A 14,905-nucleotide genomic window follows, 5' to 3' on the forward strand; every position below is an offset into this window, starting at 1 on the left:
CCTCGTTATCCAGTTATCACTGGCTTAACTAAACTATAAAGGAGAATTGTAAAACCTGTGTCAATTACACATTAATAAATTGTTTTTTTATCCTTTTAATTGCAATGATGTTGTTTTCAAAATGATTGATCTGTTTTATTTGGTGAACACTTGCTCAAGTGCTTGATCCAAAATCGTGATTGCTTCTTCCATCTGTTGATCGGTTGTAATTAATGGTGGAACAAGCGTAATGACATTTCCTCCAGACACCTTGAAGCTTAGTCCACGGGACAAGCATTCATAGAGAACCTTTTCAGCACCTGCAACTTCCTTCTCTTTCGTCTCGCGATCAGATACAAGCTCAATTGCCGCCAGCATGCCCTTCACCCGCACATCGCCGATTACGGCATATTTCCTTTGCAGCTCCTGAAGCTGCAGCGTCAGCCACTGCTCCATCTTTTGCGCGTGCTCAAGCAGGTTTTCCTGTTCGATGTATTCAATGGTAGCCAAAGCTGCCGCACAGCCTACAGCGCTTTTCTCATGCGTATAATGTCCGAGTGAAATATCGCCGGCAATATCTAGATGCTTTCTCGCAATAATGCCTGCCATTGGAAAAATGCCGCCGCCTAAGCCTTTGCCAATAACAACGATATCCGGGACAATATCATAATGCTCGTGAACGAACATTTTGCCCGTACGGCCTAATGCCGTCGGTATTTCATCCAGGATGAGCAGCACCCCATAATCATCGCAAATTTGACGCAGCCGCTGCATATATGCAATGGTAGGAATCTGTACATCCGTGCTGCGAATCGGCTCTAAAATGACCGCACACACGTCATCTTCCCGCTCCAGCATATAGCTTAAGTAATCGAGATTTTTGGCAGCTGCAGCTTCTCCTTCTCCAAAGATCGAACGATAGCTGTTATAGGGCATCATATGCTCCGTTCCAGACATTAATGGTCCGATCCCGCTTCTGAATACAGCTTCGCCGCCAATCGATATCGCATCCAAGCTTGCGCCATGAAAGGAATCCCAGGTCGATATCGTTTTGTGCTTGCCAGTTGCCCTGCGGGCTAGCTTTAGCGCTATTCCAATTGCGCTAGTGCCGCCTGGCGTAAACAACACCTTGTTCAAATCTCCCGGCGCGAGCTGGGCCAGCTTCTGTGCCAGCTGAATAGCTACCTGGCTCGTATATCGGCGCGGCAGGAAAGGCAGCTGCTGCATCTGCTTCATGATGGCATTCATCACATACTCATTTTTGTAGCCGACCTGATGAACGCTGTTTCCATGAAAATCGATCACCTTGCGTCCATCCTGATCCTCAATGTAAATGCCCTCTGCATTTACGATGACATTTAAGCATGGCGTAGACATAGACTGATGAAGAAAAAGCTTGCTGTCCTGTTCGAGTACAGCAAGCGTCTCTTCGCTTAGATGCTCATCCTGCCAAGCTTGACGGGCATCCGTTCCATTGATATCTCCTTCTATGCGGCTATTGATGCGGTTTGGCATAAGGCAGCTCCTCCTTCATCAAACGTTCATTGATTTGCTCGATCATTGCTGGCAGCTGGGACATGTCCTCAATAACGGCATGGGCTCCTGCTTCCATATAGCTCTTGCTCACAGCAGCGATAATATGGCGTTCTTCCTCTGGCGAGAGCTGCTGCGCCTCTGCCTCCGTAAAGCCAAGCATGGAGCTGCCCTTCACAATGCCAATCGCCCATACGCCAGCACTATTCGCTTCTTGTATATCAGAAATCGTATCGCCAACCTTTACAACTTGCGCATGATGGCGCAGGCCAAGCTGCTTCATATTTTCATAGATCATATAGGGATAAGGTCTGCCTTTGTCCATAACAAGATCGGGCGTTACCCAATGATCAGGTTCGTAGCCGCATTCCTTAGCTGCTTTCGCCACGATGGACAGCATGGTGGACGTATAGCCTGTAGTCGCTCCAATTTTTAAACCTTGCTGTCTCAACTGCTGTATCGTCTCTACTACATATGGGTTTGGTTTTCCGTATTTCGATAGAATAGCCAGCAATCTAGGTTCGAATCGGTCATGAAGCTCATCAATATCCGCCTCCGTATAGCTGCGGCCAAATTTTGCTTGAAAAGCAGCTTCTATTCTCGGCATTTGCAGCAGCGATTGAATATGATCCCGCTTCAGCTGCCCCATAGGAACACGAACCTCTTCCACCGTAACTGGAATGCCTAGCTCCTCAAAAACATCCATAAGCACCTGCACGGGTGCAAAACAGCCGTAATCAATGGTCGTCCCGGCCCAATCTAAAATAACGCCTTCAATTTTCATAGTTGCCCTCTCCAACATAACGTAATATTTGCTCACTTAAATGCTCCATATCCTTTGCATGCACGTCCCCGATATTTCCGATTCGAAATACCTGGGCGTCTGTCAGTTTGCCAGGGTAGATAACAAGGCCAGCCAGCTTCAAAAAGCTATAAAAATGTTCAAATTCAAAAGGGATATGCGTCGGATACAAGAAGGTTGTAATAATGGGAGATTGCAGCTCTCTCGGCAAGTAAGCTGTAAAGCCAGCTAACGTCAGCCCTTCCACGACGATTTGCTGGTTGGTACAATATCTTGCATGGCGTGCTTCCACACCGCCTTCTTCAGCCAGCTCCTCTAGTGCCTGTGCAAATGCGTGTACGACATGCGTTGGTGAAGTAAAGCGCCATTTGCCGGAGTCGTTCTCCATCGTCTCCCACTGGTCATATAAATCGAGCGATAACGAGCGCGCTCTCCCTTTGCATTTCATAAGCTCCTCCCTTTTGCAAAGCATAAAGCTGAAGCCTGGAACACCTTGAATACATTTATTTGCGCTGCTAATGATAAAGTCGATTTGCAGCTCCTCTACCCCAATCGGAATGCCGCCAAAGCTGCTCATGGCATCGATGATTGCGATTCGTTTATATCGCTTAATGACCTCCATTACCGCCTCCAGCGGATTCAAAATGCCGGTCGTCGTCTCGCAATGGACCATAGCGACATGCGTAATCGATGTATCCTCAATTAGCTTCCTCTCAACGACTTGAGGATCTATCTGCACATTCGCCTCAAACTCAAGGGATTCATGTGGAATATGGAGCACCTTTGCTATATCCTCCATGCGCTTCCCGTAGGCGCCATTTTGCAAAATAAGCAGCTTGCCATCATTCGGGATGACCGAGCCAAGCGTCGCTTCAACCCCAAAGGTGCCGCTGCCCTGCATGAACAGAGCTGTATAGTGCTCCTGAGATGCGCGGCCAATCTCTAGCAGCTGCCGACGAATCTGCTGGACAATGGCTTTATAGTCATGATCCCACGTGCACCAATCCTTTAACATCGCCTCTTTGACCGTTAATGTTGTGGATAAGGGACCCGGCGTCAATAATACATATGGATTGCTCATAGCTCCTCCTATACTTGCCACTCGGATTTGGGATAGATAGGATTGCTCCATGCGACTTTTCCCCATGCATCTACACATTCCACTCGCACATATTGCTCATCATTTTGAATGAAATATTCCGCTTCGGTGATGTATTCGCCAGTTGGGTCCATTTCAGCCAAGCCATTGTGGGGAAAGGTAATAAAGCGAATACTCTGCACAGGAGAGCATTTGACCTTAAGCCTATCGTTCTCCATGCGAAGATCATAAATGGTCGGACCATTGGAGCTGTAATAACGACCTGCTTTCATCGCCTCAATAATCGCCTGCTGCTCTAATCGCTCGGTCTCTACGACAATCCAGCCGCCATAAAATTCGGATACTGCCATCTCCGTCGGACCACCATGGGCATCGTCTGCTGCAATGGCATTTACCTGCTTGCCACGTTTTAGGACATAATCCCAGTAGGATACGCCATAACCGACCGCCTCTTGAATTTCCGACTGGTGATTATAGATTTCAATCGCTGCATAACCCTCCAGCTGAAGCAAATCCTCTTCTCGATTTTTCGACCATTCTGGATGGTTCATAATGACGAGATTGCCTTTGCTTCTCATGTCGTCAATCAATTGCTGAATCGTATTCAGGCTCTCGTAATCGGGCTTCTCATGCACCTCATCATGCTGAAAGGGCTTCTCCGCCAGCAGCGAACGGTCCAATAGTCCATGCAGATGATACTGCTGGCCAGTCGTTTCACGATCCATCTCGCATGCCATTTCATAGCCGTCCAGCATAATAAAATCACCGGTGTCATACGCATCGCTGTGAAAATATATTTCATGGTCGCTTAAGCACATAAAATGATAGCCTTTTGAACGATAAGCCTCTCTCATTTGCTCTATCGTATATTCCCCGTCACTGCGAACGGAGTGCGCATGAATGTTACCTTTATACTTTTGCCGCTCAGCATCTAAAATAACAGCATCTCTCATCGCTATTCCCCCTCCGCCAAATCTGCCACAAAGATCGGATTAGACCACGCTATTCTGCCCTTCTCGTCCACACACTCAACCCGAATATATTGCATGCCCTGCTTAATCTTCATGCTTCCAGAGGACATCAGCTCGCCCGTCCCGCGTTCCACGAGAAAGGGTCCGCGCAGCGGAAATGCTTTAAACATCATATACTGGCAGGGCGAGCACTCCACATGGACAAACCCATCCTCCACACGATAATCAAAAATTTCGGGACCCGAACTGGAATAAAACTGTCCGTTCTTCAGGGCTGTAATAATCCCTTGCTGCGTAAGCTCCTCCGCCTCGACACATACCCAGCCTCCGCCATACTCAGAAATTTTGCTGCCCTGGTCATGCTCATGCGAGTCATCAGCAGCGATACCAAACACGCGCTTGCCATTTTGAAGCGCATGATCCCAGTAGGCCGCCCCATAAGAAGAGCTTGGTGTCCATTCTGTTGCATGATTATAGATTTCGACTGCAAAAAAACCGTCGTACTGCACCATATCCTCGAAGCGTGTCAAATGCCATTCGGGGTGATTGAAAATAACGAGATTGCCATGCGCCTTCATTTCATCAATCAGCTTCTGTGGGGATTGCGGCCCCTCCCAAGGAATGGGAACCTCGAATGCTTGCAAATGATGAAATCTCTCTTTCTCCGGTCGCATCGTCGGATCATCCAGCACGCCAAAGTGGTAACCTGGGTCTTCGTCCGGCACTAAATTCAAGCCGCCTCTTTCCATGCCTGGCAGCACGATGAAGGATTCAGTGTCATAATCAGCCGTTCGAGCGTAGACATCATGATCGGTTATGCTGATGAAGTCATAGCCTTTAGCCTTGAAAGCAGCCACAACATCCGCCGCCTCCTGCGATCCATCTGACCATGTCGTATGCGTATGCAAATTCCCCTTGTACTTTCTTTTGCTTTTGTCTAAATACACGGCGTCCTTCATCGTCATCACTCCTGTTTTCCTAGTTATCCATTCGCTTAGCAAATAATTGCTTTTTATTGCTTTTATTTTTATTTATGTTGTTTTAAACATTCTACTGCGAAAAAATGACCAATACAATGCGATTCGAAAGATTTAACATAGGGATTACAATTTTGACACAACAACAAACAACATCAAAAAAAGCCAGCAGAGAAGTTGCGCTTCTCTGCTGGCTTTTACGACGGATTGGACCATCTGGTTGGACCATCTAATTCGATCATTTCATTCGATCGTTTGATGCAAACCTTATACTTTACTCATCCTTTACTCATGCTTTTCTTCTGCTTTGCTATTCAGTTGGCATCATCCATCTCGTATTCTTCTCTTCCAGCTGCGTCTTCCACTCGGTCGGGGGCTCCAGTTCCGAAATCACGATATCGACATTTTCAAAATCGCATATTTTCACCATGGACCGCTTGTTCCATTTCGATGAATCCGCCAAAATGATCGATGTTTCCGACTGCTGAATCCATTTGCGGGTCAACGTTGCCTTCTCATAATCATAGCTCGTAAATCCGTGCTCGATCGATAAGGCATCTACGGTTACAAATGCTTTATTCACAAAAATATCCGACATATTAGCTTCCGTAATAGCGCCCGTGACACGGGAATGCTTCACATTCACCTCGCCGCCAAGCATAATAATCCGGCCATCGAATTGCTCTCTTTTTTTGAGCTCAATCAAGGCCATCATGGCAGATATCGAGCTCGTTAGTACGGTAACCTGCTGCTTTTGGGATAGAAACGGGATAATCTGCAGCGGTGTTGTGCCTTCATCTATAAAGATCACGTCATAATCGTCGATTAGTGAAAAAGCAAGATAGCCAATTTTCTCCTTCGCCTCTTGATTAATGCAGGCTCTTTCAAACAATGTAGGCTCTATTTCTACCTTCAGCTTGATTGCGCCTCCATACACCTTCTTAAGCTTATTTTCCTTCTCCAGCTCATCGAGATCTCTGCGAATCGTTTCTGTTGTAACCTCAAACATACGCGCCAGGTCGCCCGCAATGACCTTTCCATGCTCATTCAGCAAGTTCATAATGCTTAGCTTTCTTTCTTCGCCTGCGAGAGACATCACAAACCCTCCATTCTACTTCGTTACTATTCTCACGCACCCAGAACCCTACAAAGATGCCGCCGCTGCTGGCGCTTCCGGGCTAGGCCCAGCTAAATTCCGCATCCATTTCTGGGAACGATAACGTTTATACCCGATCAAAGCTTTGCTAATCTCTTCACATAAAAATAAAGCATACACCCATTCAAGCGGCAGATGGAGCACGTACACGCCAACAAATACTGCTGGCAAGGCAATGGCCCATGTTGTAATTAAAATCATGTTCATCGTAAACAAATTATCTCCGCCTGCTCTAAACATACCGACAATCCAAACATTATTCAAGAAAAATGCTGTCATTGCCAGTGCTTGCAGCAGAAGCACATTCCCTAATGATGCATGAACCTCCGCGCTTAAGTGAGGAAAAATCAAGGCTGCAAACGGCGAAACCATAATAATGACAACACTTATGATTATACCAGCAATGACCGAAATGCGAGTAAATCTGCGCGCATAATCCATCGCCTGCTCCGGCTCATCCTGTCCCAGCTTTTGTCCAATCATGACCTTTGCTGCATAAGCAAATCCGTGAATCCCCATCATAAAATAGCCCTGCAGCGTATTCCCCAGCTGAAAGGTAGTCAATGCCGCGATGCCCAATGCTCCAAAAGCTACGGCATACAGCATATTGCCAATCGACCACATTCCTTCGTGGAACACGAGCGGCGTGATCGTTTTCAATACCTGTTTGCGCAGCAGCAGAGGCAAGCTAAATAGCTCGCGGACGCGAATGTTTACATAATAGGATTTACTATAAATGAAGACGAGCAAAACCAGCAGGCTCGCACCCGAAGCGATTAACGTTCCCCATGCAGCTCCTGCAACACCAAGCTCGGGCAAGCCCAGCCTGCCGTAAATCAGCCCATAGTCCAGTGTAATATTGACGGCCATCGCACATAGACCGACATACAAAGTGATCTTAACCTTCCCTATAGAACCAAGCGCCTGGGCATAAGCATCTCTAATCGCACTGATTAGGAAAACACACGCCATAATCGTCACGTATTGAATGCCAAGCGGCATGAGTTCAGCGTCCTTAATAAATAAAGAGAGGATCGGCCCCTTCCAAATCGACACAGCAGCAAATGCCAGAAGACTGATGCCGATACCCGTCAGCAGCATAAAACCGAATGTCGCACGCAAAAGCATATACTGCTGTTTTCCATAGTACTGGGTCATATAAGCGGTCATTCCATAAACGGCGGTAAGAATCATTGATAAAATGAAGCTGATTCTGCCTGCTGCGGCAGTAATCGCGACTGCTCCATCTCCCAAGCTGGTTACCATTAGCATATTAACGAGCGAGAATGAATTAGCAACTAGCATTTGCAGCACAGATGGAACGACTAATCCTTTCATCTCGCGAGTAAATTCAGACTTTCCGATCGTACGCTTCCCCAAGCCTATCCCTCATCCACATTCAAATTGTACGATATCTTGCATGTTTTTCACTTCGTTTCGATTAAAACGACGTAGCTTTCGTGTTGTTTTAATTGCTTTTTTGTTGCCTCATTTATCATACCTATTGTTTGTTGATTAATCAATGCAAGATCGCAAGAGAAATGAGGATTTACAAATACTTTAGTTTTTATCGTTAAAAGCTGACCAATTAAATAAAAAAGCCCACCTCCTTGGAATAGGAAGTAGGCTGAATGACTGGTTCACAAAACGGCTCAGACGTGACCGACCATAAAGCGACTGTTTATGGGAGGTGATGCCTTGTGACAGTATTTGAAGCACTCATGATCATGCTTACTTTTGGTTTGCTTATCGTAGCGCTACTGTCCGAGAAACGAAAATAGACCGCCCCCTGGTCAAGGAATGCGGTCTATTTCGATCGTAACACCTGATTAAAGCCTACTGCCCTTAAAAGCAGCTGTTGCATGGGGAGTCGTGTTAGCGCACGGCTCCTTTCTGCATTATATGCTTCTGTTGCTTATAATATAACACTGTCGAGTGGATAAGTAAATTATCCACTTTACTTTTTATTCCACCATGTACGATTACCTCAAACTATATAAAAAGCACCTTAGAGTCTACTGAAATATTCCAGTGAACTCTAAGGTATACTAACAAAACGATGTGAGTTTTTTGTGTATTTTAGGTCTTATCATAGGTTTTCTATCCGAATCCCCTTAAAAATCAGCCCTATATTTCCAAGTCAATATCATGTGTTTACGCTCACACAATCGATTCAGTGCATCAAACGAAAAAAAATGATATTATGTATGATGTATGATGGATAAAGGAATTTGCCATAGCTTTTTTTATATATTGCAACAAGAGGAGATACTATGAGTAACGAACATAATTTTTGGCTTGACTTACCGAAGCCATTTTTCATATTAGCACCAATGGAAGATGTCACAGATGTTGTATTTCGTCACGTCGTTAGTGAAGCTGCAAAGCCCGACGTATTTTTCACGGAATTCACAAATACAGAAAGTTATTGTCACCCTCTAGGAAAAGACAGTGTACGTGGCCGGTTAACGTTCACAGAAGATGAACAACCGATTGTCGCTCATATTTGGGGCAATAAACCAGAATTTTTTGAACAGATGAGTATGGATATGAAAAAACTCGGTTTTCGTGGTATCGATTTAAACATGGGATGCCCTGTACAAAACGTTGCTTCCAATGGAAAAGGTGCTGGATTAATACAACATCCTGAAGTTGCAGCAGAAATTATTCAAGCCGCAAAAGCAGGTGGATTGCCGGTTAGCGTTAAAACAAGATTAGGTTACCATAACATTGACGAGTGGCGCGATTGGTTAGGACATATTTTGAAACAAGATATTGCGAATCTTTCCATTCACCTTCGTACAAAAAAAGAGATGAGTAAAGTAGCTGCACACTGGGAGCTAATCCCTGAAATAAAAAAATTACGCGATGAAATTGCTCCACATACGTTGTTAACGATTAATGGAGATATTCCTGACCGCGCAACAGGATTAAAATTAGTAGAACAATACGGCGTTGATGGCGTCATGATTGGACGCGGCATTTTCACCAATCCATTCGCTTTTGAAAAAGAGCCTAAAGAACATAGCGCAAAGGATTTTCTCCATTTGCTTCTTTTACAGTTGGATCTTCACGATAAATATTCGAAAGAAATTCTGCCACGTTCATTTAAACCGCTTCTTCGCTTTTTCAAAATCTATGTTCGCGGATTTAGAGGCGCAGGCGAACTAAGAAACCAGTTAATGGATACAACGTCAACAGATGAAGTACGTCATTTAGTAAAAGCGGTTTTAGAGCAAGAATTAGATTGATTTTGCGAAATCAAAGAGACCTTTCAAGAGTTCAATGAACTCTTGAAAGGTCTCTCATTTTTGCATGATGTGGTCAAACGGTGTTTCCGTTTAAGGAAACTTTTGATGCTGCAGACTTCTCAGCCTGATTACCGCATGGAGCGCTTTTCTGCTCCATCGGCGATGAAATCTACCGCTTAAGCGCGGTCGCTCATCATCGAATTACTTCGATAATGATTTCATCACATCATGCCGCCCATTCCACCCATGCCGCCCATGTCAGGCATGCCGCCGCCAGCACCTTTTGGTTCTGGCTTGTCAGCAACAACCGCTTCAGTTGTCAGGAACATAGCTGCAACGGAAGCTGCGTTTTGCAGCGCGGAGCGTGTAACTTTAGCAGGGTCAACGATACCTGCTTCGAACATGTTAACCCATGTTCCAGTAGCAGCGTTGTAGCCTACGCCGATTTCTTCATTTTTCAAGCGCTCAACGATAACCGAACCTTCTTGACCAGCGTTCGCAGCAATTGTGCGAAGCGGCTCTTCAAGGGAACGAAGAACGATGTTAACGCCTGTTTGCTCGTCGCCTTCTGCATTAACAGCAGCAACAGCTTTATATACGTTAATTAGAGCAGTACCACCACCGGATACGATACCTTCTTCAACCGCTGCGCGAGTCGAGTTCAGGGCATCTTCGATGCGGAGCTTGCGCTCTTTCAATTCTGTTTCAGTAGCAGCGCCGACTTTGATGACTGCTACGCCGCCGGACAATTTAGCCAGACGCTCTTGCAGCTTCTCACGGTCGAAGTCGGAAGTTGTTTCTTCCAGCTGCGTACGGATTTGGCTTACACGAGCCGCGATGTCAGAAGCGTCGCCGCTGCCGTCAACCACGATTGTGTTTTCTTTTGTTACGCGTACTTGACGAGCGGAACCCAGTTGCTCAACCGTAGTCGATTTCAGCTCAAGGCCCAGTTCCTCAGTGATCACTTGACCACCAGTCAGAGCAGCGATATCTTGCAGCATCGCTTTACGACGGTCGCCGAAGCCTGGTGCTTTAACAGCTACGCAAGTGAATGTGCCGCGCAGTTTGTTCACAACCAGAGTTGCGTTCGCTTCGCCTTCAACATCTTCTGCAATGATCAGAAGCTGTTTGCCGGATTGAACGACTTTCTCAAGCACAGGAAGAATTTCCTGAATGTTTGTAATTTTTTTGTCAGTGATCAGGATATACGGGTTATCCAGAACAGCTTCCATTTTGTCCGTGTCAGTAACCATGTAGTGGGAGATGTATCCACGGTCGAATTGCATACCTTCAACCACTTCAAGCTCCGTTACAAAGCCTTTCGACTCTTCAACGGTAATAACGCCGTCGTTGCCCACTTTTTCCATAGCTTCTGCAATCAGTTGGCCAACTTCATCGTCAGCGGAAGAAATAGCCGCAACTTGGGCGATGGATTGTTTGCCTTCGATTGGTTTAGCGATGTTTTGCAGCTCTTCAACTGCAGCTTTAACCGCTTTTTCAATACCTTTGCGGATAACCATTGGGTTAGCGCCAGCTGTTACGTTTTTCAGACCTTCGCGAATCATCGCTTGAGCCAAAACAGTAGCTGTAGTTGTACCGTCACCGGCAACATCATTTGTTTTTGTTGCTACTTCTTTAACAAGCTGTGCACCCATGTTCTCGAATGCATCTTCCAGCTCGATTTCTTTCGCGATGGATACACCATCGTTCGTGATCAACGGGCTGCCGAATTTCTTCTCCAGCACGACGTTGCGGCCTTTAGGTCCGAGTGTAACTTTTACAGCATTTGCAAGTGCATCAACACCACGCAGCATTGCGCGGCGAGCGTCTTCGCTAAATTTAATATCCTTTGCCATTATCATTTACCTCCCGAAAATATATTCATATAAGTATGCTTAACGGCCTGCGCCGTTTCGTTTAAGTCCAGTCAAGCTGTATGTGAGCAGCCTATTCAAAGATCGCGTGAATGTCGCTTTCTTTCATAATCAAATACTCTTTGCCGTCGTATTTAACTTCTGTTCCCGCATATTTGGAGAAAAGGACGCGATCGCCTTCTTTAACTTCAAGCGCTACGCGAACTCCGTCTTTCAGCGCGCCGCTGCCAACAGCCACCACTTTACCTTCTTGCGGTTTTTCCTTAGCCGAATCTGGCAAAACGATACCGCTTGCAGTCGTTTCTTCTTTCGCGATCGCTTCTACTAATACACGTTCACCCAAAGGTCTGATCATTGAAAATAGCCTCCTTTAAAAATTTGTCGCTTATTTTTGTTAGCACTCATGAGCATGAAGTGCTAACAATCATGTTTATCATACTTTTTTTCGTTATTAATTTCAAGTGCTTGAGGACGATTTTTGCAGGAAATTTACATACCACTGGAAAAAGACCGCTTTATGAGACCGTCTGCTTTAACTCATGCAGCGCTAGCAAAGCCCCTCATCCATTGTTACCGAGCTTATGCCAAGGTAAACGATCTTCTGTAAAAGTTTGAGGCGCGGCTGAAGCTTCGCATTTATAAAGTGCGCAGGCCACAGATAGCTGCAAAAATAAGAGAAAGCGCACCTGTACGAAAATGGCTGCGCCTCTTCACTTACTCTCGCTGCTGGTAGCTGGTAATCATACTCTTGCTCATAATCTTGTTCATAATCTCGCTGCCTATTATGACTGCTACCCCTTCAGTGCATGATCAATTGAAAAAAAGGACCCTGACCATGCTTTGCGCGCTGTCCAATCCTCAGGCTCGCCGCTCCAAAAGGGATGCTCCGCGGCAAGGCCAAGCGGGAGAAACACAGCCGCGCATAAATACAGGCTTCCTGTGGAAATATAATGCTCGCCAATGTCTGGCTGGCTTCCACAAAAGCCGATGGTCAGCCAGCCGTCCTCTGTAAATGTGCCGGGAACAGACAAGCTGCGGCGGATAACCGCTGTTAATGCGCAGCGCGCCTGCGCCGGAGTTACGCTGCTTGGCAGCTCGCCAAGCAGCGCACTTTGCGCCAAGCTTTGCATGGCGCCGCAGCGGTAAGCAAGCGAGCGGCCCAGCGGCGGAAATGTGCCCTCCGGCGAAATGAGCCGCTCCTGCACCTCCGCCCAGCGCTTCGCTCTCTCCGTGATGCTCGCCTGCATTGCATCCCAATCTTCATAGCAGCCTTGAACGGCTGCTACGATGTCAACGAGCATAGGCTGGATTACAAAGCTGTTGTAATAGTCGAAGTGGAACGACGGGCCATCTCCGTACGCTCCGTCTCCGACATACCATTGCTCATGCTGCTTAAGGGCATAATCAATGCGCATCGGGTCCCAGTCGCTTTCTCCCATGCGGTACAAGGCCGCTTCAATAATCGCGGAGAAAAGCAGCCAGTTCATGGCGAATGGCTTGCGCGAACGGGTTAGTTTGAAAGCTTGGACAACGTGCTTCTGCACCTTGGCATCCAGCTTGTCCCAAAGCTCCGTCGGCGCACGCAAAATCGCCTGCGCCAGAAACGCCGTATCAACGATCGGCTGAAAGCCTTCTGCAAAATTCATATAATCCGGTGACTGCGGATCACAGCCAGCAGCAATCGCAGCCCGTGACAGCTCCGCATATTGCTGGCGCAGCCGCTCTTCCGCTTCGTCTGCCCCGCCTCTGCTTTCAAGCCAGGGCGCTATTCCACATAATAGGCGGCCTAGCGCCTCCAGATGGGTCACATCAGAGCGATCCTGTCCCGCAGCAGATTGCACGGGCATCGTTTTTTTCAACTCACGAGCCGCAAGCAGGCGCAGCACAGGCTCAGCAACCCGGCATAGCTCGCTCACCCAATACTCGCGTTCCTCCAGTAACCGTACTCTCTCGCCTGAATCTGTACCTTTTTCCCCAATCAATGGCCGTTCGCCCCTTTCTGTTCCCTATCTATGCAAATTGGATAACGATCAGATGACACTTGATGTTCGCCTTACGACCAGAAGCTATCGTAGCCTCGCAGCTTGGACAAGCCCTCCGTAAAGAAATAATCGCCGTAGATGAGCGGGACGTCGAGATTTTTGCGTTCCGGGTAGTGGCTCGTGCCATGCAAAACCAGCCCTTCCTCCTGTGCATCGTCCGCCCATGCGCCATAGTTCTCGTACAGCGATTTCAAAATCCGCTCGCCCGCTCGGCGATACAACTCACGCTCGACCTCTGGCACTACATCCGCAATTGCCAGCAAACCGCAGGCCGCGCAAGCGCCCGCCGATGAATCGCGGTATGTCTCCACGCCATCCGGTAACCGGAAATCCCAATGCGGTACGGAATCCTCTGGCAAATTCGCCAGGAAAAAATGAGCCGTGCGCTTCGCCGCATCCAAATACCGCTGCTCGCCGCTATGGGCGTAACTGAGTGCCATGCCGTAAATCGCCCAGGACGCGCCGCGCGACCATGCCGATTCGGCCGCAAATCCTTGCCCGCCATGCTTTGCAGCTACTTCGCCACTTTGCGGATCAAACTCTACGATATGATAAACCGAGCCATCCGGCCGAATAAAATGCTCCAGCACCGTATCGGCATGCGCCATCGCCAAATGCTTGTAGCGCGGGTCCTCCGTCGTGCGCGAAGCCCAATAGAGCAGCGGCAAATTCATCATGCAGTCGATAATAGCCAGCCCGTCATTGCGCTCGCCTTCCCGCCAAGGGTTCCATGCCCGAATATAGCGCCCTTGAATATTGAAGCGGCCGCATAGCAGGTTTGCTGCAAGCAGCGCCCGCCGCCGGGAATCTTCCTCCCCAAGCAGCTTATAACGTGCCACACTAGTCAGCGTCCACATGAAGCCGATATCATGGTCGAGCCGGTCATAGCCCATGATGACTTCGTCGAGCTTAAGCTCGCAGGCTTCGGCAAGCTCTTTGTAGCGCTCCGTACGCGAATTCTCATCTTGATAGAGCAGCCATAGCAGCCCCGGCCAAAAACCCGCCGTCCACCAATGCGCCGCCTCCAGCACATAAACCCCGTTCACGCTTGCATGGGGAAATTGCGAGCCTATTCGGCCGCTAGTCCGTCCGATCTTCTGATTCACCTTGTCCCAAGCTTCATTCACCCAATTTTGCTGCTCCTGCTCCTGCACCTTCTCCTGTACGGTCATTGCTTCGCTCTCCTTTTCTTTGGCGCTTTAATCTCGTGCTTTTAGCTAT

At 47.5% G+C, this 14,905-nt stretch carries 13 protein-coding genes; 2 read left to right on the forward strand and 11 right to left on the reverse strand.

Going from position 1 to position 14,905, the window contains the following annotated elements; translation table 11 throughout:
- Window positions 1-135 precede the first annotated feature (135 nt).
- The 7 genes from AC50X8_RS21905 to AC50X8_RS21935 all read right to left on the reverse strand — a co-directional run bounded on the left by AC50X8_RS21905 (window position 136) and on the right by AC50X8_RS21935 (window position 7,855).
- Entirely contained in the window at window positions 136-1,494 is a 1,359-nt protein-coding gene (locus tag AC50X8_RS21905) for an aspartate aminotransferase family protein (protein ID WP_494881478.1), read from the reverse strand.
- A complete protein-coding gene (gene phnX / locus AC50X8_RS21910; RefSeq protein WP_494881480.1) occupies window positions 1,475-2,296 on the reverse strand; it encodes a phosphonoacetaldehyde hydrolase in 822 nt (273 codons plus the stop codon). Before phnX ends, AC50X8_RS21905 begins: the two co-directional genes overlap by 20 nt.
- Window positions 2,286-3,395: a 2-aminoethylphosphonate--pyruvate transaminase gene (gene phnW / locus AC50X8_RS21915; protein ID WP_494881484.1), complete on the reverse strand. Its 1,110-nt coding sequence runs from the start codon at window positions 3,393-3,395 to the stop codon at window positions 2,286-2,288. The genes phnX and phnW overlap by 11 nt, the downstream gene beginning before the upstream one ends.
- A gap of 8 nt (window positions 3,396-3,403) precedes the next feature.
- A complete protein-coding gene (locus tag AC50X8_RS21920; RefSeq protein ID WP_494881487.1) occupies window positions 3,404-4,366 on the reverse strand; it encodes a CehA/McbA family metallohydrolase in 963 nt (320 codons plus the stop codon).
- A gap of 2 nt (window positions 4,367-4,368) precedes the next feature.
- Window positions 4,369-5,343: a CehA/McbA family metallohydrolase gene (locus AC50X8_RS21925; protein ID WP_494864202.1), complete on the reverse strand. Its 975-nt coding sequence runs from the start codon at window positions 5,341-5,343 to the stop codon at window positions 4,369-4,371.
- Between the two features lie 328 nt (window positions 5,344-5,671).
- Entirely contained in the window at window positions 5,672-6,457 is a 786-nt protein-coding gene (locus tag AC50X8_RS21930; protein ID WP_494881489.1) for a DeoR/GlpR family DNA-binding transcription regulator, read from the reverse strand.
- Window positions 6,458-6,505: 48 nt separating this feature from the next.
- Window positions 6,506-7,855 carry an MATE family efflux transporter gene (locus tag AC50X8_RS21935; protein ID WP_494881492.1) on the reverse strand — a complete coding sequence of 450 codons (1,350 nt, stop codon included), beginning with the start codon at window positions 7,853-7,855 and terminating at the stop codon, window positions 6,506-6,508.
- A gap of 362 nt (window positions 7,856-8,217) precedes the next feature.
- Between AC50X8_RS21935 and AC50X8_RS21940 the strand changes: the two genes are divergently transcribed.
- Window positions 8,218-8,298: a putative holin-like toxin gene (locus AC50X8_RS21940; protein WP_414811807.1), complete on the forward strand. Its 81-nt coding sequence runs from the start codon at window positions 8,218-8,220 to the stop codon at window positions 8,296-8,298.
- A 492-nt stretch (window positions 8,299-8,790) separates the two neighbouring features.
- Window positions 8,791-9,768 carry a tRNA dihydrouridine synthase gene (locus AC50X8_RS21945; RefSeq protein ID WP_056043655.1) on the forward strand — a complete coding sequence of 326 codons (978 nt, stop codon included), beginning with the start codon at window positions 8,791-8,793 and terminating at the stop codon, window positions 9,766-9,768.
- Between the two features lie 221 nt (window positions 9,769-9,989).
- Here AC50X8_RS21945 and groL read toward each other — a convergent pair whose 3' ends face one another.
- The 4 genes from groL to AC50X8_RS21965 form a co-directional block, all read right to left on the reverse strand.
- Entirely contained in the window at window positions 9,990-11,624 is a 1,635-nt protein-coding gene (gene groL, locus AC50X8_RS21950) for a chaperonin GroEL (protein ID WP_056043601.1), read from the reverse strand.
- Between the two features lie 91 nt (window positions 11,625-11,715).
- The gene (gene groES / locus AC50X8_RS21955; protein ID WP_046229112.1) at window positions 11,716-11,997 is read right to left on the reverse strand and encodes a co-chaperone GroES; all 282 of its coding nucleotides are present in this window, start codon (window positions 11,995-11,997) and stop codon (window positions 11,716-11,718) included.
- Window positions 11,998-12,433: 436 nt separating this feature from the next.
- The gene (locus AC50X8_RS21960) at window positions 12,434-13,624 is read right to left on the reverse strand and encodes a DUF2264 domain-containing protein (protein WP_235533353.1); all 1,191 of its coding nucleotides are present in this window, start codon (window positions 13,622-13,624) and stop codon (window positions 12,434-12,436) included.
- 71 nt (window positions 13,625-13,695) lie between these two features.
- Window positions 13,696-14,856 (reverse strand): glycoside hydrolase family 88 protein, encoded by a 1,161-nt coding sequence (locus tag AC50X8_RS21965; RefSeq protein WP_494881494.1) that lies wholly within the window; start codon window positions 14,854-14,856, stop codon window positions 13,696-13,698.
- Between the last annotated feature and the right edge of the window lie 49 nt (window positions 14,857-14,905).

Source organism: Paenibacillus sp. JT22N15, assembly GCF_059383755.1.

Bases quoted from the DNA above. Each gene is read 5' to 3' on its own strand.
- AC50X8_RS21905 (WP_494881478.1), bottom strand. From the start codon at position 1,494: ATGCCAAACCGCATCAATAGCCGCATAGAAGGAGATATCAATGGAACG.
- phnX (WP_494881480.1), bottom strand. From the start codon at position 2,296: ATGAAAATTGAAGGCGTTATTTTAGATTGGGCCGGGACGACCATTGAT.
- phnW (WP_494881484.1), bottom strand. From the start codon at position 3,395: ATGAGCAATCCATATGTATTATTGACGCCGGGTCCCTTATCCACAACA.
- AC50X8_RS21920 (WP_494881487.1), bottom strand. From the start codon at position 4,366: ATGAGAGATGCTGTTATTTTAGATGCTGAGCGGCAAAAGTATAAAGGT.
- AC50X8_RS21925 (WP_494864202.1), bottom strand. From the start codon at position 5,343: ATGAAGGACGCCGTGTATTTAGACAAAAGCAAAAGAAAGTACAAGGGG.
- AC50X8_RS21930 (WP_494881489.1), bottom strand. From the start codon at position 6,457: ATGTCTCTCGCAGGCGAAGAAAGAAAGCTAAGCATTATGAACTTGCTG.
- AC50X8_RS21935 (WP_494881492.1), bottom strand. From the start codon at position 7,855: ATGAAAGGATTAGTCGTTCCATCTGTGCTGCAAATGCTAGTTGCTAAT.
- AC50X8_RS21945 (WP_056043655.1), top strand. From the start codon at position 8,791: ATGAGTAACGAACATAATTTTTGGCTTGACTTACCGAAGCCATTTTTC.
- groL (WP_056043601.1), bottom strand. From the start codon at position 11,624: ATGGCAAAGGATATTAAATTTAGCGAAGACGCTCGCCGCGCAATGCTG.
- groES (WP_046229112.1), bottom strand. From the start codon at position 11,997: ATGATCAGACCTTTGGGTGAACGTGTATTAGTAGAAGCGATCGCGAAA.
- AC50X8_RS21965 (WP_494881494.1), bottom strand. From the start codon at position 14,856: ATGACCGTACAGGAGAAGGTGCAGGAGCAGGAGCAGCAAAATTGGGTG.